This window comes from Parasphingorhabdus sp., from assembly GCF_049667325.1.
In the GTDB taxonomy this organism is placed as follows: Bacteria; Pseudomonadota; Alphaproteobacteria; order Sphingomonadales; family Sphingomonadaceae; genus Parasphingorhabdus.
The window spans coordinates 13,657-31,643 of sequence record NZ_JBATHY010000080.1; the positions used below are offsets into that span (position 1 = coordinate 13,657).

General features: G+C 55.3%; 16 protein-coding genes, 1 other RNA gene and 1 pseudogene. 12 read left to right on the forward strand and 6 right to left on the reverse strand.

Features of this window, described 5'->3' with window-relative positions:
* Positions 1 to 18 precede the first annotated feature (18 nt).
* Entirely contained in the window at positions 19 to 1,476 is a 1,458-nt protein-coding gene (locus WBM93_RS04585) for a leucyl aminopeptidase (protein ID WP_424428770.1), read from the reverse strand.
* 267 nt (positions 1,477 to 1,743) lie between these two features.
* On the opposite strand from WBM93_RS04585, the gene WBM93_RS04590 reads away from it, so the two are divergent.
* The 4 genes from WBM93_RS04590 to rsmA all read left to right on the forward strand — a co-directional run bounded on the left by WBM93_RS04590 (position 1,744) and on the right by rsmA (position 7,251).
* Positions 1,744 to 3,957 carry an LPS-assembly protein LptD gene (locus WBM93_RS04590; RefSeq protein ID WP_424428773.1) on the forward strand — a complete coding sequence of 738 codons (2,214 nt, stop codon included), beginning with the start codon at positions 1,744 to 1,746 and terminating at the stop codon, positions 3,955 to 3,957.
* 113 nt (positions 3,958 to 4,070) lie between these two features.
* Entirely contained in the window at positions 4,071 to 5,420 is a 1,350-nt protein-coding gene (locus tag WBM93_RS04595; RefSeq protein ID WP_424428776.1) for a foldase protein PrsA, read from the forward strand.
* Positions 5,420 to 6,427 carry a 4-hydroxythreonine-4-phosphate dehydrogenase PdxA gene (gene pdxA, locus WBM93_RS04600; RefSeq protein ID WP_424428779.1) on the forward strand — a complete coding sequence of 336 codons (1,008 nt, stop codon included), beginning with the start codon at positions 5,420 to 5,422 and terminating at the stop codon, positions 6,425 to 6,427. The genes WBM93_RS04595 and pdxA overlap by 1 nt, the downstream gene beginning before the upstream one ends.
* Positions 6,424 to 7,251, forward strand: coding sequence for a 16S rRNA (adenine(1518)-N(6)/adenine(1519)-N(6))-dimethyltransferase RsmA (gene rsmA, locus WBM93_RS04605; RefSeq protein WP_424428782.1), 828 nt, complete (start codon positions 6,424 to 6,426; stop codon positions 7,249 to 7,251). The genes pdxA and rsmA overlap by 4 nt, the downstream gene beginning before the upstream one ends.
* On the opposite strand, the gene WBM93_RS04610 is transcribed toward rsmA, so the two are convergent.
* Complete coding sequence (locus tag WBM93_RS04610; RefSeq protein ID WP_424428785.1) at positions 7,248 to 9,362, reverse strand: malate synthase G; 2,115 nt, start codon at positions 9,360 to 9,362, stop codon at positions 7,248 to 7,250. The genes rsmA and WBM93_RS04610 overlap by 4 nt on opposite strands.
* A gap of 444 nt (positions 9,363 to 9,806) precedes the next feature.
* Between WBM93_RS04610 and WBM93_RS04615 the strand changes: the two genes are divergently transcribed.
* From WBM93_RS04615 to WBM93_RS04630, 4 genes are all read left to right on the forward strand, one after another.
* A complete protein-coding gene (locus WBM93_RS04615; protein WP_424428788.1) occupies positions 9,807 to 11,015 on the forward strand; it encodes a hydrolase in 1,209 nt (402 codons plus the stop codon).
* Positions 11,012 to 12,022, forward strand: coding sequence for an arginine N-succinyltransferase (locus tag WBM93_RS04620; protein ID WP_424428791.1), 1,011 nt, complete (start codon positions 11,012 to 11,014; stop codon positions 12,020 to 12,022). Before WBM93_RS04615 ends, WBM93_RS04620 begins: the two co-directional genes overlap by 4 nt.
* Entirely contained in the window at positions 12,019 to 13,281 is a 1,263-nt protein-coding gene (locus WBM93_RS04625; protein WP_424428793.1) for an N-succinylarginine dihydrolase, read from the forward strand. The genes WBM93_RS04620 and WBM93_RS04625 overlap by 4 nt, the downstream gene beginning before the upstream one ends.
* Positions 13,282 to 13,381: 100 nt before the next feature.
* Entirely contained in the window at positions 13,382 to 13,612 is a 231-nt protein-coding gene (locus WBM93_RS04630; RefSeq protein WP_424428796.1) for a hypothetical protein, read from the forward strand.
* 154 nt (positions 13,613 to 13,766) lie between these two features.
* Here WBM93_RS04630 and ssrA read toward each other — a convergent pair.
* From ssrA to mscL, 4 genes are all read right to left on the reverse strand, one after another.
* Positions 13,767 to 14,119, reverse strand: a transfer-messenger RNA (tmRNA) gene (gene ssrA, locus WBM93_RS04635).
* A gap of 69 nt (positions 14,120 to 14,188) precedes the next feature.
* Entirely contained in the window at positions 14,189 to 14,455 is a 267-nt protein-coding gene (locus tag WBM93_RS04640; protein ID WP_424428799.1) for a hypothetical protein, read from the reverse strand.
* Between the two features lie 159 nt (positions 14,456 to 14,614).
* Positions 14,615 to 14,833, reverse strand: coding sequence for a hypothetical protein (locus WBM93_RS04645; RefSeq protein WP_424428802.1), 219 nt, complete (start codon positions 14,831 to 14,833; stop codon positions 14,615 to 14,617).
* A 287-nt stretch (positions 14,834 to 15,120) separates the two neighbouring features.
* Positions 15,121 to 15,546, reverse strand: coding sequence for a large conductance mechanosensitive channel protein MscL (gene mscL / locus WBM93_RS04650; RefSeq protein WP_424428805.1), 426 nt, complete (start codon positions 15,544 to 15,546; stop codon positions 15,121 to 15,123).
* A 143-nt stretch (positions 15,547 to 15,689) separates the two neighbouring features.
* Between mscL and WBM93_RS04655 the strand changes: the two genes are divergently transcribed.
* The 4 genes and pseudogenes from WBM93_RS04655 to WBM93_RS04670 form a co-directional block, all read left to right on the forward strand.
* Complete coding sequence (locus WBM93_RS04655; protein ID WP_424428808.1) at positions 15,690 to 16,280, forward strand: LemA family protein; 591 nt, start codon at positions 15,690 to 15,692, stop codon at positions 16,278 to 16,280.
* A gap of 53 nt (positions 16,281 to 16,333) precedes the next feature.
* On the forward strand, positions 16,334 to 17,092 hold the full coding sequence (locus WBM93_RS04660; RefSeq protein WP_424428820.1) for a TPM domain-containing protein: 759 nt from the start codon (positions 16,334 to 16,336) through the stop codon (positions 17,090 to 17,092).
* On the forward strand, positions 17,092 to 17,769 hold the full coding sequence (locus tag WBM93_RS04665; RefSeq protein ID WP_424428811.1) for a TPM domain-containing protein: 678 nt from the start codon (positions 17,092 to 17,094) through the stop codon (positions 17,767 to 17,769). The genes WBM93_RS04660 and WBM93_RS04665 overlap by 1 nt, the downstream gene beginning before the upstream one ends.
* A gap of 84 nt (positions 17,770 to 17,853) precedes the next feature.
* Positions 17,854 to 17,987 (forward strand): annotated as a pseudogene (locus WBM93_RS04670) (NUDIX hydrolase); the annotation flags it as partial.

Consider the following 17,987-nt stretch of genomic DNA (forward strand, 5'->3'; position numbering starts at 1 on the left):
CGGATAAGAGCAACAAGATCAATCTTCGAAATTGTCCGCGACATATTGGTTGAGCAAACGCACGCCATAGCCGGTCGCGCCCTTCTCCCAAACCGGACTGGGCTTGTCCGCCCAGACCATGCCGGCAATATCCAGATGCGCCCATTTTACGCCATCTTTGACAAAACGTTTGAGGAATTGTGCTGCAGTAATCGACCCGGCCCCGCGCGGCCCGACATTCTTCATGTCGGCAATCGGCGAATTGATCAGCTTGTCATAGGCAGGACCAATCGGAAGCCGCCAGACCGGATCGCCGGAATCCTTGCCGGCATCGATCAGGTCTTCAGCGAGATCATCGTCATTGCTGAAGCAACCCGCATGTTCATTGCCCAGCGCGATAATCATCGCACCGGTCAGGGTTGCCAGATCGATCATCACTTCCGGTTTGAAAGTCTCTTGCGTCCAGTGCATCGCGTCGCACAATACCAACCGCCCTTCGGCATCGGTGTTGATTACTTCGATTGTCTGGCCATTCATGCTGGTTACAACATCACCGGGGCGCTGCGCCTTGCCGTCCGGCATATTTTCGACCAGCCCGCAAACGCCAACGACATGCGCTTTGGCCTTACGACCAGCAAGCGCCTTCATGGTTCCGGCAACCGCTCCGGCACCGCCCATATCCCATTTCATCTCCTCCATACCGGCACCTGGCTTCAGGGAAATTCCGCCTGTGTCGAACGTCACGCCCTTGCCCACCAGGGCAAGCGGTGTTTTCTGGGCACCATTGGTACCGTCCCAGCGCATCGCCAACAAGCGCGGGGGACGCTCGGAGCCTTGTGAAACGCCAAGCAGTGCGCCCATGCCCAGCTTTTCCATTTCATCCCAGCCGAGAACGGTGAATTCGACACCAAGTTCTTTCAATTCTTCGCAACGGGCGACAAAGCTTTCGGGATAGATAGCATTCGCAGGTTCTGCGACCAGTTCGCGAGTCAGGGCAACGCCGTCAGCCACCGCGGAAAGGTCCTGCCAAGCTTTGGCGGATGCCAGATCCTGATCAAGCACTGTTATTTTCTCAAGAGTGACCTTCTGTTTTTCAGGCATGGTGGTCCGATATTTGTCATGTCGCCAGCTGCGCAATTTCGCCCCGAAAAGCAGACGTACCAAACGTTTCTCGTCCAAACCCGATGGGTGAATGGCCGCATGCTTGGCTCCGGACGCAAGAATTTTGGCTATCGCGGAACCACCCGCAGACTCGGCATCATTTGCTTTGCCTTTACCCAGCCCCGTCAGAACTACTCGCAGGACCTTGCCCGTCTCGGTCACGAAGGTTTCGAAGACCTCTCCAGACTTCCCTTCAAACCGCGCCGCTTTCGCAGCCGACTTTACAATATCTGCTTGTTCCAATGCCAGATCAAACTCGCTCAATCCATTCTTGGTAATCGCAAATATGATCGCGTCTGCATCCGCGGGGCGCTCGTTGGCAAAGTTGAAATTCATCTGGAAACTGTCCCTATTTTCTGTTCTGAGGAGTGAATAGCCTCAATGGTTCACTCGTCGGTCCGACTCGTCTACGAACGGACCAACATAAATCATGATGAACGACGTTGCTGCACGGTCTTGGTTTTCTGGTCAAGCACCTGTTCACCAGAATCTGTCAAAGAAAATTTGCAGACAAGACAAACTGGTGCAATAGGCGTTCGGAAGGTGGACAGTGCGATATCCGAGGCTGTCCAAAATGGGGCTAAAAGCAGGTTGAGCCAGTCGATGAAATCTTCCCCCGTCCTTTTTACCTTATTCTTGGCCGCTGTAACACCGACTTCGGCAACGGCCCAATTGCAAAGCGAAGCCCCGACAAACTCGGATCAGCAAAAAGATGAAATAGAATTCAAGGCCGATACGCTTGACTATGATTTCGCGAACGACATCGTCACCGCCGAGGGCAATGTAATCCTCAATCGCGACGGTTATAAACTGCGCGCTGATCAGGTTGTGTGGAACCGCAACACCGGTATTGTGGTGGCGGAGGGCAATATCCGGTCGACCAGTCCCGATGGAGACGTGGCCTACGGTGACCGGATTGAACTGACCGATAGTCTGCGCGATGGCGCTGTCGATAACCTTCTGCTGGTTCTGGAAGATGGTAGCAGATTGGCCGCGCGCAGAAGCGAACGGTTCACCGACGGTTCGCTGGCGCTTCACAATGCGGCCTATACCGCATGCGCGGTTACAACCGAAGACGGATGCCCCAAAAACCCGAGTTGGCAGATCAAGGCCGTGAAGGTGATCTACGACCCGGTCGAAAAGCGGGTCAGATATGAAGGGGCTCGGATCGAAATTTTCGGCCTGCCGGTCATACCCTTACCGGGCCTTTCTCACCCGGTTAGCGACGAAAACCGCAGCGGTCTTTTAGTTCCCGACGTCAAACTGGATACGGTGAACGGACTTGGACTGACGATACCCTATTATTTCAGCATCGCACCCAATCAGGATGCCACGGTTACCGCGCAAGTATTTACAGACGTTGCGCCACTGATCAGCGGGAGCTTTCGCAATCTTGATGAGAAGGGCGCTTTCCAGCTAACCGGCTACGCTACTTATGGTTCGCGCATTCCTACAGGATCATCTCAAATCGTGCCTAATGCAGAGAACGATTTTCGCGGCTATTTTGCCACTAATGGACGGTTCCGGCTCGATGACAAATGGACAGTGTCCCAATCGGCTCGCATTGCGTCAGATCGCACCTTCCTCAGGCGCTACGACATCAGCGACGACGATAGCCTTCGTTCAACGATCAACCTCGAACGGATCAGCGAAAGCAGCTATTTTTCGTTGGCGGGATGGGCCTTTCAGACCTTACGGGTGAACGATCCGCAAAACCGTGTTCCGGTCGCGCTGCCGGTGATCGACTATCGCAAGCGGTTCAACGAACCTGTCCTGGGTGGGCGAATCCAACTGCAGGCAAACAGCCTCGCAATCGGTCGAAGTGAAGGACAGGATACCCAGCGCGCATTCGGATCGGCCCGCTGGGATCTGAAGAAACTCACCGAATGGGGCCAGGAAATCACTTTTACCGGCTTTGTGCGAGGCGATGTTTATCATAGTGATGACAACGCGCTTAACGAGACTGCCATCTACCGCGGTCAAACCGGCTGGCAGACACGCGCAATTGCCACGGCGGCTGTTGATGTAAAATGGCCGCTTATCGGTGAGGCTTTTGGCGGTACCCAGACAATCACGCCGCGCTTTCAGATTGTGGCAAGTCCCGGCCTAGCCAATCTTTCGTTACCCAATGAAGATTCCCGCGCCGTTGATCTGGAAGACAGCAATCTTTTCGCTCTCAATCGTTTCCCCGGTTATGACCGTTATGAAGACAATGTCCGGGCGACCTACGGGCTGGAATGGGAAATCAATCGTCCTAATTTGCAGGTGAACATGATCGCCGGCCAGAGCTATCGACTGGAGAACAACAACAATATTGTGCCTCAAGGCACAGGTTTATCTGATCGGTTTTCCGATATCGTTGGCCGCACCAATGTTCGGTTCAAGGATATCGTGAAATTCACCCATCGCTTCCGGCTGGACAAGGATAATCTTGCGATACGGCGGAACGAAATCGATGCAACGGTCGGTTCGAAGGGCACTTACGCCCAAATCGGATATCTCCGCCTCGACCGCAATATCGGGCCCGAGCTAGAAGACCTCAGAGACCGTGAAGAAATACGCGTTGGCGGACGCTATCAGATAGATAATTATTGGTCTGTTTTTGGTTCCGCGATCATCGACCTGACGGATCGTAGCGAAGATCCTTTTTCGGTAGCCGACGGATATGAGCCAGTGAGGCATCGCCTCGGCGTCGCATATGACGACGGTTGTCTCTCGATGGGCGTGACATGGCGCTATGACTATGAAGACACCGGCGATGCCCAGCGCGGCAGTACTTTTCTGTTCCGGCTGGCCTTGCGCAATCTGGGCGTGTAGAGGGATTTTAAACGGGCTATCCCGCTCATATTGGGTTCAGCAGAGATTTGCTATCCACTGCGTGAAATTTACTCTTAGTAGTTGAGAAGATACAAGAAATGAACTTATCGAATATGAGAATCCAAGGCTTTAAAACAAAGGCTACGTTGATTGCAGCGCTTGCCATTGCGGGAGCTTCACCTTCCGTCAGCCAGACCGTTGAAGGCGCTTCGCTGCCGCAAACCGGGCTGAACATTCCCGACGAAATGACGATATTTGGCAAAAATGACCCGAATGTTCGCCGCGCGACGGCGATTGTCAACGGCGATATCATAACCGGAACCGATGTCGGCCACCGGCTTGCTTTGATCGTTGCAGCCAATGGCGGCGAAGTTTCGGACGAAGAAAGACAACGCTTACGGCTCCAGGTACTGAGAAATTTGATCGACGAAACACTTCAGATTCAGGAAGCGGAAGCGAATGAAATCGTCATCGGGGCGGAAGAAGTTGAAACCACTTTCCGTCAGGTCGCCCAACAGAATTTCAAACAGGATATCGATGCGTTCGATCAATATTTACGGACCCAGGGCACTTCTACCGATACGTTGAAACGCCAGATCAAGGGCGAATTGGCCTGGAACCGACTGCTTCGCCGCAACATCCAGCCATTCATCAATGTCGGTGACGAAGAGGTCAACGCCATAATCGAACGCTTGAATGCTTCCAAGGGCACCAGCGAATTTCGTATCGGCGAGATCTATATGTCAGCGTCGCAGGAAACTGCAGCGCAAGTTACCGAAAATATGCGTAAAATACTCGAACAGATCCGGGCCGGCGGTTCGTTTGTCGCTTATGCCCGACAGTTTTCGGAAGCCTCTACTGCCGCTACCGGCGGTGACCTGGGTTGGGTCCGTCCCGCCCAATTGCCGCAAACCCTCGCCGATGCTGCCGAGCAAATGCAGGTAGGACAGGTTGTTGGACCGGTCGAGGTACCGGGTGGTTTTTCGATCCTTTATTTGATCGACGCGCGTCAGGTTCTGACGGCTGACCCGCGCAATGCGTTACTCAGCCTGAAACAATTGGCAATAGGCTTTCCAGCCGGAATCACCGAGTCGCAAGCTGCTGCACAAGCCGAAAAATTTGCTGTAGCGACACAAGCCATCAAGGGCTGCGGTGCAGCCAATGAGGTCGCCGCGCAACTTGGTGCTAGCGTGGTCGATAACGATCAAGTCAGACTGCGCGACCTTCCTGCAGCCTTGCAAGGAACGATCGCGGAACTGCAAATCGGTCAGGCGAGCCAGCCATTTGGTTCGGTCGAAGACGGCGTTCGCGTCCTTATTCTGTGCGGACGAGATGATCCCAAATCCGCTTCGGCACCGTCCTTTGACGACATCATGTCTCGTCTGGAAAATGACCGGGTCAACAAACGTGCGCAGATTTATCTGCGCGATTTGAGACGCGACGCAATCATCGAATATAATTAATGGCCGAGTGGTCCGCCAAGCCTTTCGCCATTTCTTGCGGTGACCCGGCCGGTGTTGGACCGGAAATTATCGGAAAGAGCTGGAAGCAGCGAGTAGAAGCGGGCCTAAAGCCATTTTTCGCGATCGGCAATTTTGCCGACTTTGAAAATCTTGCGGGTGTTCCTGCCCGGAAAATTGAACAGCCAACGCAGGCGGGCGACACGTTCGGCGACGCGTTGCCGGTTTTCCACATCCATGAGGCCGCTGCAGCTATTCCCGGCGAAGCGACGCTGGACGGCGCGCAATGTTCGCTTCATGCACTCGAAATTGCCTGCGGGCTGGCGCGGTCCGGGGACGCCGGAGCGATCATCACCGCGCCTGTATCAAAAACCCAATTATACAAGGTCGGCTTCCGTTATCCCGGTCAGACCGAGTTCGTTTCGGAACGATGCGGAATAGCCCGAGAAAATGCGGTGATGATGCTGGCGGGACCATCGTTGCGCGTCGTTCCCATGACGACCCATATCGCGTTCAAAGAGGTTGTAGAACATTTGACCGGACCGCTTATCATTGCGCGCGCTCGCGCCGCGCAGAAAGCGATGATCCGGAATTTCGGGATAGAGAAACCGCGCATCGCGATATCCGGACTCAATCCGCATGCGGGCGAGAACGGCAATCTGGGCGACGAAGAGCAACGGATCATGCAACCGGCGATTGACGAGTTGCGTCTCGAAGGCATGGACATTACCGATCCGCTGCCCGCCGACACGATGTTCCACGAAGAAGCGCGGATCAAATATGATGTCGCGCTGTGCCCTTATCATGATCAGGCGTTGATACCTTTGAAGACCCTGCATTTTTTCGACGGGGTCAATATCACGCTGGGTCTTCCGATCGTCAGGACATCGCCGGATCATGGCACCGCCTTCAATATCGCGGGGCAAGGTATAGCCGACCCACGGTCGATGATTGCCGCGATCCAGATGGCGGCCACCGCCGTCACCAACCGACAGATCCACGACAATTGAGCCAGCATATTGTCCTGCCGCCGCTAAGGGAGGTCATCAAGAAATACGGCCTGACCGCAAGCAAGGCGCTGGGCCAGAACTTCCTGTTCGACATGCAGCTTCTCGACAAGATTGCAGCTGTGCCAGGCAGCCTTGACGGGCAGTCCGTATTCGAAGTCGGGCCCGGTCCGGGCGGCTTGACGCGAGCCTTGCTCCAGGCAGGTGCGTCGGTAACCGCCGTTGAACGCGACGAGCGCTGCCTGCCAGCCTTGGCGGAATTGTCCGAATTCTTTCCCGAACAACTGAAGCTGATCAACGATGATGCGCTCGCCCTTGATCATGGCAGTCTGTTTGACTGTCCGTTTCATATCGTCTCCAACCTGCCCTATAATGTCGGCTCGGCATTGTTGATCAAGTGGCTCTCCGCGCCGTCATGGCCGCCGCAATGGGCATCCCTGACCCTGATGTTCCAGCGCGAGGTCGCCGACCGCATCGTCGCAGTGCCAGGGTCAAGCGCATATGGCCGCCTCTCCATCTTGGCCCAGTGGCGCAGCCAGGCCAAGCTGGCGATGACGGTCCACCGTTCGGCCTTCACGCCCCCGCCCAAGGTCATGTCCGCCGTCGTCCACATAATTCCCACGGCGCAACCCGAGGGCTTGGATCTCGCCAAGCTCGAGATTTTGACGCAGACCGCATTCAGCCAAAGGCGCAAAATGCTGCGCCAAAGCCTCAGGAAATTGCCCGGTGGTCTTGAAGCACTGGAGCAAGCCGGCATCGATAGCCAACGCCGCCCGGAGACACTTGCGGTCTCCGAGTTTGTCGAGCTCGCAAGACTGCTGTCCTAGCCCGCCGCCTTCAACTCGCGCCGATAGGCGTGCAGCAACGGTTCGGTATAGCCGCTGGGCTGCTCGACACCCTTGAACACCAGATCGCGGGCCGCCTGAAAAGCGAGGCTGCCATCCGGATTGGAAGCCATCGGCCGATATAGCGGATCCCCTTCATTCTGTCCGTCGACCTTGGCCGCCATCCGCAGCAAGGCGGCATCGACCTGTTCCGCCGAACAAACGCCATGCAGCATCCAGTTGGCCATATGCTGCGATGAAATCCGCAAGGTCGCTCGATCTTCCATCAGCCCGACATCATTGATATCCGGCACTTTGGAACAGCCGATCCCCTGATCGATCCAGCGCACGACGTAGCCCAATATGCCCTGTGCATTGTTATCCAGTTCTCTCTCGATCTCTGCATCCGACCAGTTATGACCATCGGCGAGCGGAATGGTCAGCAATTTGTCGAGCGGCGCAATACCGTCAGCCGCGACCTGTTTCTGCCGGCCAAACACATCGACCCGATGGTAGTGGATCGCGTGCAAAGTCGCCGCCGTCGGGCTCGGTACCCAGGCGGTATTGGCACCGGTCATCGGATGACCGATTTTCTGCGCCATCATGTCGGCCATCATGTCGGGCGCGGCCCACATGCCCTTGCCGATCTGCGCCTTGCCGGACATGCCGCAAGCCAGACCGATGGCGACATTGCGCTGTTCATAAGCGGTGATCCAGTCGCTCTTCTTGATATCGCCCTTGGCCTGCATCGCTCCAGCCTGCATCGAGGTGTGGATTTCGTCGCCGGTACGGTCCAGAAAACCGGTGTTGATGAACACGACCCGGTCCTTCACGGCGTGGATACAGGCTGCAAGATTGGCGGAAGTCCGGCGCTCCTCATCCATCACGCCGACTTTGATCGTGTGACGGTCCAGTCCGAGCAGATCTTCAGCCGCGTCGAACAGATCGTTGGTGAAGGCGCATTCTTCCGGCCCGTGCATTTTCGGCTTCACGATATAGATCGAGCCTTCGCGACTGTTGCGCAGGTCACCCAGCCCCTTGATGTCGTGCATCGCGATCAGGCTGGTGAATATGCCATCGAGCAACCCTTCGGGCGCTTCCGATCCATCTGCCAGCAACACTGCAGGATTGGTCATCAGATGGCCGACGTTGCGGACAAACATCAGGCTACGGCCCGGGAGGGAGAAAGATTTTCCGTCCAGATCGACATAGTCGCGATCCGAATTGGCCTTGCGTTCGATGATCCTGCCGCCCTTTTCAAAGGACGCGTCGAGATCACCGCGCATCAGGCCAAGCCAGTTTGTATAGGCCAGCACCTTGTCTTCGGCATCCACGGCGGCGACCGAGTCTTCCATGTCGATGATCGTGGTCAGCGCGGCTTCCATCAGGACATCGGCGATATTGGCGGGATCATTCTTGCCAATCGGGTGCGCGGAATCGAAAATGACTTCGATATGCAAGCCATTGTGTCGGAACAGGCAAGCCTTGTCGTTCCATCCGACACATTGCGCCGGATCTTTCAGTGGAATTCCGTTTTCCTTGACGTTTGACAGGTTCGCCCAACTGCCATGCTCAAGCGGCAATATCTCATCCAGCAAAGCCTTTGCCGCCTTGACCACATGCGCGCCGCGTTCCGGATCGTAGCCACCCGGTTTCGCCGGCGGTGCATCCAGCGCATCGGTGCCGTAAAAGGCATCATATAGGCTGCCCCAGCGCGCATTGGCGGCATTCAAAACGAACCGATCATTAAGCGATGGCACCACCAGTTGCGGCCCTGCCATGGTCGCGATTTCAGGGTCGACATTTTTGGTTGTGATCGCAAATGATTCAGGTTCCTCAACCAGATAGCCGATGTCTTTCAGAAACGTCTGATATTCGCCTTGATCTATTGGCTGGCCTTTATGATCAATATGCCAGGCATCTATCTGTGCCTGCAGCTGCTCGCGCTTCTCCAGCAGTGCCGCATTTCGGGGAGCAAAATCACCAAGCAGGTTCGCAAAGTCCTGCCAGAATTTTGCGCCATCTACGCCGGTTCCGGTCAAGGCGCGGTCATTCACAAAATCAAACAGGTCCTGTGCGATCTGGATACCGTTCTGACTGACATATTCGGACATAAATTTTCCTCGTTCAAATGCGTTTTTCCCGAGCGTACAAAGTACAGCGCAAGATTTCAAAAATTTCCGGGGAGGAATCACAGCCGTCTATGGCGGCTCTTTTTCTCGCTGTAAACGGGATGGAAAGAAAGGATGTTCCCGAGGCGAACTTTACAAACTTTACACTGTTATCGAAATTTTTGATTCTGCTGACGACGATTACGCCATTTTGTAGAAAATAAGCTTGAGATTCAATGGTTTTTTCCTACTATCTCTCAAGTAATCAAAGATTGATGCTGCTCGCGTTTTTCCCTGACACATATTCGATGCTCCTTTGGTAAAGCTGGCCTAGCCAACGCCAGGGGCCAAAGATCGTAATCATAGTGATCCTCACCTATGTAGGACAGGATTATCCTCGCAACAGAGCGGGTGACATTGGCTGATGACAAATGCTATCGGTTTCAGATGAAAGCAAATATCTTCCCCGAACAAGACACGCTGGACAAGGCGACCAATCTGCCGCTTTTGCCGCGTACGTTGAAATGGGCAAAGACCAATAGCGGCACCACCAATCTTGATGGTTTGAAAACCGTCGCGACCATGCTGGCTGATGCCTTTTCGGTGTTGCCGGGAGATATAGGTCTGCTCGACCCAGAGCCGGTCGAGGCGGTTCGCGCGGATGGCAGCGTTGATCAGGTCCAGCGCGGGCAGCATCTGGTGGCCTCTATCCGCCCGGACGCGGCAGTTCGCATCTTGCTGACCGGCCATATGGATACCGTGTTTCCGGCCGACCATAAGTTTCAGCAGGTTACGGAGCTGGAAAGCGGCATTTTGAACGGTCCGGGTCTCGCCGACATGAAGGGCGGCATTTCCGTCATGCTCGGCGCGCTGCAATTGCTTGAGCACAGCAAATATGCCAACCGCATCGGGTATGACGTGATGATCAACAGTGACGAGGAAGTCGGCTCCGGCTCATCGGCAGCGTTGATCGAACGGCTGGCCAAAGGCAAGACCGCCGCGCTAACTTATGAACCCGCCCTGCCCGACGGCACGCTCGCCGGAGAGCGCGGTGGCAGCGGCAATTTCTCGATCATTTTTACCGGCAAGAGCGCCCATGCGGGCCGCAACCCGGATGAAGGGCGCAACGCTTTGATCGCGGCTGCGGACATGGCGCTGAGATTGAAAGCACTGCACCGCGAAGGTCTCAGCGTAAACCCCGCAAAAATCGATGGCGGCGGGCCCAATAATGCGGTCCCCGAACACGCGATCCTGCGGGTGAACTTCCGGCCCAAGTCACTGGAAGATCAAAACGAAGCGCAAATTGCGCTCGACAAGTTGGTGACGACGATTGCACGCGAACATGACCTCGGCGTCCATTGCCATGGCAGCTTCGGCCGCCCGCCCAAACCGATTGATCCGCAGGCTCAGAAACTTTTTGGTCTGGTAAAGCAATGCGGCGCGGATCTGGGGCTCGATATCAGCTGGCGCGGTACCGGCGGAGTTTGTGACGGCAATAATATCGCCGCTTGCGGTGTCCCGGTGGTGGATACTATGGGCGTCAGAGGGGGGGCCATCCACAGCTCCGACGAATTTATGATAGTAGAAAGTCTGGTTGAACGGGCACAATTATCGGCGCTGACGATCATGCGGATTGCCGAAAAGGGAGGATTATGAGTTTCCGGATACGCGCTGCGCGGGTCGACGATCTGCAGCATCTTTACGAAATGGCGAAACTGACCGGCGGCGGTTTTACAAACCTGCCCGCAGATCGGACGTCGCTGACCGAAAAACTCGAGCGATCCGAACGCGCCTATCAAAGCGACAGCAATGCGCATGGCGATGATCTGTTTGTCATGGTGCTGGAAAATGTCGAAACCGGCGCCGTGCGAGGCACTTCGCAATTGTTCACCAAAGTGGGGCAGACATGGCCCTTCTATTCCTATCGTCTGAGCACGCTGTCGCAAACCAGCAAGGAACTGGACCGGACATTCAGCGCCCAGATGCTGGGCCTTGTCACCGATCTGGAAGGGGCCAGCGAAGTCGGCGGCCTGTTCCTCCACCCCGGCGAGCGCGCCGGTGGACTTGGCATGTTGCTGGCGCGCAGCCGCTATCTGTTCATCAAGGAACATCGCGACCGTTTCGGTGACAAGATTTTTGCCGAACTCCGGGGCATCATTGACGAAGCTGGAGGTTCGCCCTTCTGGGATGGACTCGCGGGCCGGTTCTTTGGCATGAGCTTTCAGGAAGCCGATTATTTCAACGCCATTCACGGCAACCAGTTCATTGCCGACCTGATGCCCAAACATCCGATCTATACGGCAATGCTCAGCGAATCCGCGCGGGCCGCGATCGGCATCCCGCATCCCAACGGTCGTGCCGCGATGCGGATGCTGGAGAATGAGAATTTTTCCTATGAGGGCTATGTCGATATTTTTGACGGCGGTCCGACAATGATTGCGAAGACCGATGACGTCACAAGCATCCGCAATGCCAAATCGGCCAAGATCAGCGGCATCGCTGAAGGTGGAACAAAGACGATCATTTCGCATGGCAGCCTTGGCAATTTCCAGGCAACCTACGCGATGCTGGACGAGAAAGATGATGGCGTGACGATAGACGAACAGGCCGCGGCCAATATCGGCCTCTCGGTTGGTGACGAAATCCGGTTTATTCCGCGGTGAGCGCGCTCGTTGAAATCAATTTTGACGGCATCATCGGACCAAGCCATAATTATGCCGGGCTGAGCATCGGCAATATCGCCTCCTCGAACAATGCCGGGGAAACCGCATATCCTCGCGAAGCGGCCTTGCAGGGCATCGCCAAGATGCGGCACAATCTCGATCTCGGACTGGTACAGGGTTTTTTCATGCCACTGGATCGGCCTAATATCGGTTGGCTGGGAAGCTTGGGCACGACCGTCGATGATGCCGAACCGAATATCCGCGCGGCGGCCTTTTCCGCCTCTTCGATGTGGGCCGCCAATGCCGCGACCATTTCGCCCGCGCCCGACACGCCCGATGGCAAATGCCATCTCACCGTGGCCAATCTGCAGACCATGCCGCACCGCAGCCACGAATGGCCGGGAACGCTGTCACAGCTAGAACTGGCGTTTGCAGACAAGCATAATTTTACGGTCCACGCACCCGTGCCATCACCGTTTGGCGACGAAGGGGCGGCCAACCATATGCGCCTTTGTCTCACCCACGACGCACCGGGGATCGAGATATTTGTCTATGGCAAAAGCGGTGGCCCGTTCCCTGCCCGCCAGCATATCCAAGCCAGCAACGCAGTGGCGCGCAAACACGGGCTGGACCAGAAGCGCGTAATCTTTGCACAGCAGGCGGAAATCGCGATCGCGGCAGGCGCTTTTCACAATGATGTCGTAGCCGTGGCCAACGAGCGGGTTTTATTCACCCATGAACAGGCCTTTGAACAGCCCGAAGCACTTTATGACACTATCCGCAACACGATGCCCGATGCGGAAATTGTCATCGTACCAGCCGACCGGGTCAGTTTGGACGACGCCATAAAATCCTATCTTTTCAATGCCCAGCTGGTGACACTTCCGGATGGGGCGGGCATGGCACTGATCCTGCCGACCGAGGCGCGCGATAATGATGCCGTCTGGACCTATCTCACCGATCTGGTAGCCGGTAACGGACCGATCCGTCGGCTGTGCCCGGTCGACGTCCGCCAATCCATGGCCAATGGCGGCGGCCCGGCCTGTCTGCGCCTGCGGGTTGTCGCGGACCCCGCCACGATCGATCAGCGGTTCATCGCCACGCCCCGAAAACTTGATGCCATGGCCGGGGTCGTGACGAACCATTGGCCCGAAGCGATTAACCCGGAGCAGCTTTCCGATCCTGAACTGAGGAAGTCGATCGGCAAGGCCAGAATACGGCTGCTCGAGATTTGCGACCTGTCGGAACTGGATCGCTAGGCGATCTTGTCAAACGTCGGATTAACTTACAGTTTACCATGTTTCAAAGCGGGAAACGCCAGTTTTCTGGGCTTGGCATGACGCTTGCTACAGATATGGCATGTGGAAAAAGATCAGACGGCTATTCATAATCAAAACCAAATTCGAGGCTTTTCTCATCACCTACGCGCTTGCTACCGGCGCGGTTGCGCGTGGTCAGGATTATCTGGTGCAATATCCGGGCTGGGGCGGAAAAATGCTGTTTCTGGCAGTAACTGGCGCGGTTTTCATGGCCGGCGCCAAAATGATCGAAGCGATCGAACTCCACCGCAGCTACGGTTCCGAATATTAGACCGTCCGGGAGGCAGATGCCTATCTGCAGCGGTCGCCAAGCCGCGCGCAATGGCGCATCGATCGAACCGCGCGCCATTCGACAGATTACGGCCATTCTGAAATCATATCGGATAAAGTGGAAGGCTTCTGTTGCCCGGTGCCTTCCAAACCGCTGAATTCCCTTCTGTTGCCCGGTGGGTTCAACCGCGCGTAGCTTTCTAACTTATGACCGTGAGGTCATTGGGTTAGGCAGCGATAGCGAGTGCTTCATTATCATTTGCACTTATAGGTTTTGAGCAATCACGGCATACTCAGGCCGGGCAAAAATAACGCTTTTGAACACCCGTCGATCCTAATTCGGCCCCATCAACAAAGGCGTTCTACATTGCTGCAAATCGCCTGAAATGGTGGAGCCGCCGGGTACTGCCCCCGGGTCCGTAGTGTCTATTGCACGCCATCATTTATCACCATAGTCCGCCGAAACGGACAGTTCCTATATAGTCATATATTTCTGAATGAACAGTGCACAGACGAGAAAAAGGGCCAACCGGTCTCCCGGTTGACCCTCCTCTAGTTCCCCAAAGGGAAGTCGGAATTACTGGGCGAGAACGCCTTCTTCCTTGTCGGCTTTGTCTTCCAGGGCATCAGCCTTGTCTTCCATAGCCGCAGCCTTGTCTTCCAGCATATCTTCACCAGCTTCGGTTGGGGCCGCGTCTGCTGCTTCGTCCAGCCGGTCAGCTTCCATCTCAGCTTCCTGAGCCATCCGCTCGGTTTCGGTTTCCGCGCCGCTGGTGTCTTCCTGTGCACAAGCGCTCAGGGCCAAGGCAGCAGCTGAAGCGGTCAAAATCATTATTTTACGCATAATCTTCCCTCGTCAATTGCAAGGAGTAAAAAATGGCTCCTCAGCAATATCAACCTGCCGGAAACAGATTGGTTCCCGAGCGCGCAATAAAAAAGGGCCAACAAGTTTCCTTGTTGACCCTCCTCTAGTTCCCCCAAGGGAATATCAGATAGTGTAGGCTTACTCGGTAACTGGTGCAGCAGCTGCGTCTGCAGGAGCAGCTTCAGCGGTTGCTTCTTCGGTTACCGGAGCAACTTCTTCAGCAACCATAGCATCTTCAGCAGGTGCAACTTCTTCGGTTGCAACTTCTTCGGTTACAACAGCTTCTTCAGCTGGAGCATTGCAGGCACTCAAAGCGAATACGGCTGCAGATGCAGCCAAAACAGCGAATTTACGCATAATAAATAGTCCCCTATGGATAGTTCAAATCAGCTGAGAATCAAACCAGCTGAGCGGGCCTATAAGAGCGAAAAATCAGAAAGTATCTTAAAAAATGCACCCCCTAGCTATCCCATTATAATAAAAGAATTATTATTTGAATATCGGCGCGTTTTCTGGACTTTTCCGGGTAGACTCAGCAATTTCCAAAACAAAAAAATCGCCCCTCTCGCGAAGCATGATTTACGGTCGGTAAATCACGCTGCAAAAGGGGCGATATTGGCTGTCTCAAACAGCTATTCTGGTTGCTATTTTTTCAAACTATCCCGAATTTCGATCAGCAGGTCGATTTCGTTCGGCCCTGGATCCGCGGCTGCCGCTTCCGATTTTTTCATCACCTTGCCGGCGTAGCGCACGATCATGAAGATAATGAACGCAAGAATGACGAAATTGATCACCACGGTCAGGAACTGGCCCCAACCGAGCATCGGCACGCCAGCTTCTTTCAGCGCGGCATAGTCGGTCATGGTTCCGGCATAATCTGCAGGCGGCGAACCAAGCAGCAAAAACATCGTCGAAAAATCAGGAGCGCCAAAAACCGCGCTGACAACCGGCATGATCACATCTTCAGTCAATGATGTGGTAATCGTTGCAAAAGCCGCGCCGATAATCACGGCTACCGCCAAATCGAGCACATTGCCCTTCAGAATAAAGTCCTTAAACTCGTCTAGCATGATATTTTCCATCTTTTTTCAAACGCGAGTAAATGTATGAAAAATCCAGAATTGTCGAGCGAAGCCGTTGCAAACGCGGCGATAGATACCTATTTTTACAAAGTGGAGCGGCGTATTGCCGTGCGGATGGAGGGTTTTCAAACATGCTGAATAAATTGATCAAATTTCTGATGGTTCCGGCCGTGGCCTTGTCGTTAAGCGCCTGCGGAATCAACAGCGTGCCAACGGCGGAAGAAAATGCCAAGGCAAAATGGGCGGATGTTGAAAGCACATATCAGCGCCGCGCCGACCTCATCCCCAATCTGGTGGAAACCGTGAAAGGTTTTGCTACCCAGGAGCAGGACACGCTGACGGCGGTGGTTGAAGCCCGGGCGAAAGCCACCTCGATCCAGCTCAGTGCCGATGATCTTGGCGATGCCGCGAAGGTTCAGGAATTTGCTGCCGCGCAAGGCGCACTCTCTCAAGGGCTTGGACGCCTGATGGCGACGGTAGAAGCTTATCCCGATCTTAAATCCAACCAGAATTTTCTGGCCCTGCAAAGCCAGCTGGAAGGCACGGAAAATAGGATCAATGTAGCCCGCCGCGACTATAATGAAGCGGTTCGCGAATATAATACTACGATCCGGACGTTCCCCGACATTATCGGCGCGAAGATCATCCACGGCGCGGAACCGATGGAACCGTTTGCGGCAACCACGGAAGGCGCGGACGAAGCTCCTGAAGTCAGCTTTTAAGGGTGATCGCCCTTCGTTCCATTCTGTCATTGAAGACGGTTCTTGCCGGTCTGATGGTCGCCTTTTTGGCGGTTGCCAGCCCGGCGTTTGCCCAAAGCTTCCCGGAGCTTACCGGCCGCGTGGTCGATCAGGCGGAATTGCTTGATCCGTCGCAAGAAGCGGAACTTACGGCAAAGCTCGCTGCGCTGGAGGCCCAGTCCAATCGCCAATTGGTCGTCGCGACGGTCAACAGTCTCGAAGGCTATGATATTGCAGACTATGGCTATCAGCTTGGCCGGGCCTGGGGTATCGGGCAGGACGGCGAAGGCGAGATCGAGAAAGACAATGGCCTGATCCTGCTGGTCGCGCCCAATGAACGCAAAGTGCGGGTCGAAGTGGGCTATGGTCTCGAAGGCATCATGACCGATGCCCTGTCGAGCATGATCATCCAGAATGATATCCTGCCCGAGTTCCGCAACAATAATATGCCCGCCGGCATCATCGCCGGCGTGAACAGGATTGCGAACCAGTTGGTGCTTCCCGAAGAAGAAGCCCGCGCAGTGGCCCAGCAGGCAGTTCAACAAGGCAGCAAAGACGATGGCGAGAATATCGGCCTCATGATTTTCTGGATCTTCGTTCTGATTTTCTTCGTGATAATCCCGATGTTCGCGAACCGCGGCGGTAAGCGTTATCGCCGGGGTGCCGGTCCGGTGGTGATCTGGGGCGGCGGATCTGGTTGGGGCGGTGGCAGCAGTGGCGGCGGATTCGGCGGAGGCGGCTTTAGCGGAGGCGGCGGAAGCTTTGGCGGCGGCGGCGCTTCGGGGGGCTGGTGATGAGCAAAGTGAACCAGTTTACACCGGACGATCACAAGACCGTCACGTCCGCCGTTTCTCTCGCAGAGAAATCCACCAATGGCGAAATTGTGACCATCGTGACCGGCGAATCCGATCATTATGGCGATGTCGCCTGGGCGATATCCGGGCTGGTGGCGCTTACTGCATTGCTGGTGGTCAGCCTGTTTCCGGAAATATATCTCAATATCATCGACTGGCTGAGCGGCGGCTGGAGCGGGATATCCGCCCTGCCCTATTGGGCCCTGTTTGTTTTTACCGCGCTGAAATTTTTCGGTACGCGGCTGATCCTGATCTGGAAACCGTTGCTGTTCATTCTTATTCCGCCTCCGATCAAGAAAGCCCGCGTGCGCAAGCGGGCGATATCGTTGTTCCGGGTGTCGACGGATCATCGCACGGTCGGACGAACCGGCATCCTGCTCTATCTGTCGATGCGCGAACACCGCGCGGAAATCGTTGCCGACAATGCAATTGTCGAGAAAGTCGAGCCCGCTATCTGGGGCGACGCGATGGTTGCAATGATAGATCTGGTGCGCGCAGACAAGCCGGGCGAAGGCATGGCTGAAGCTGTGCGCCAGATGGGTATTGTCCTATCCGAACATTTTCCGAAAACCGACCAGAACCCGAACGAGCTGCCCGACAAATTGATCGAACTTTGACATTCCATTCGCCCTGAGCTTGTCGAAGGGTGATTTTTGCGGCAGGCCCTGCTTCTACAGGCTCTCAGCACGAACAGGTTAGAAATGTCCGAAAAAACAGAAATCATGTGGGAAGGCCGTTTCATCACGGCCAAGCGCGAAGGCAAGTGGGAATATGTCTCCCGCAGCCGCGGTATCCGCGCTGCGGTGATCCTCGCGATCGACGACGGACATGTGCT

Bases quoted from the DNA above. Each gene is read 5' to 3' on its own strand.
- WBM93_RS04660 (WP_424428820.1), top strand. From the start codon at position 16,334: ATGGTCGCCTTTTTGGCGGTTGCCAGCCCGGCGTTTGCCCAAAGCTTC.
- WBM93_RS04610 (WP_424428785.1), bottom strand. From the start codon at position 9,362: ATGTCCGAATATGTCAGTCAGAACGGTATCCAGATCGCACAGGACCTG.
- WBM93_RS04645 (WP_424428802.1), bottom strand. From the start codon at position 14,833: ATGCGTAAATTCGCTGTTTTGGCTGCATCTGCAGCCGTATTCGCTTTG.
- WBM93_RS04655 (WP_424428808.1), top strand. From the start codon at position 15,690: ATGCTGAATAAATTGATCAAATTTCTGATGGTTCCGGCCGTGGCCTTG.
- WBM93_RS04585 (WP_424428770.1), bottom strand. From the start codon at position 1,476: ATGAATTTCAACTTTGCCAACGAGCGCCCCGCGGATGCAGACGCGATC.
- WBM93_RS04620 (WP_424428791.1), top strand. From the start codon at position 11,012: ATGAGTTTCCGGATACGCGCTGCGCGGGTCGACGATCTGCAGCATCTT.
- WBM93_RS04615 (WP_424428788.1), top strand. From the start codon at position 9,807: ATGAAAGCAAATATCTTCCCCGAACAAGACACGCTGGACAAGGCGACC.
- mscL (WP_424428805.1), bottom strand. From the start codon at position 15,546: ATGCTAGACGAGTTTAAGGACTTTATTCTGAAGGGCAATGTGCTCGAT.
- WBM93_RS04595 (WP_424428776.1), top strand. From the start codon at position 4,071: ATGAGAATCCAAGGCTTTAAAACAAAGGCTACGTTGATTGCAGCGCTT.
- WBM93_RS04630 (WP_424428796.1), top strand. From the start codon at position 13,382: ATGTGGAAAAAGATCAGACGGCTATTCATAATCAAAACCAAATTCGAG.
- WBM93_RS04590 (WP_424428773.1), top strand. From the start codon at position 1,744: ATGAAATCTTCCCCCGTCCTTTTTACCTTATTCTTGGCCGCTGTAACA.
- WBM93_RS04640 (WP_424428799.1), bottom strand. From the start codon at position 14,455: ATGCGTAAAATAATGATTTTGACCGCTTCAGCTGCTGCCTTGGCCCTG.
- pdxA (WP_424428779.1), top strand. From the start codon at position 5,420: ATGGCCGAGTGGTCCGCCAAGCCTTTCGCCATTTCTTGCGGTGACCCG.
- WBM93_RS04665 (WP_424428811.1), top strand. From the start codon at position 17,092: ATGAGCAAAGTGAACCAGTTTACACCGGACGATCACAAGACCGTCACG.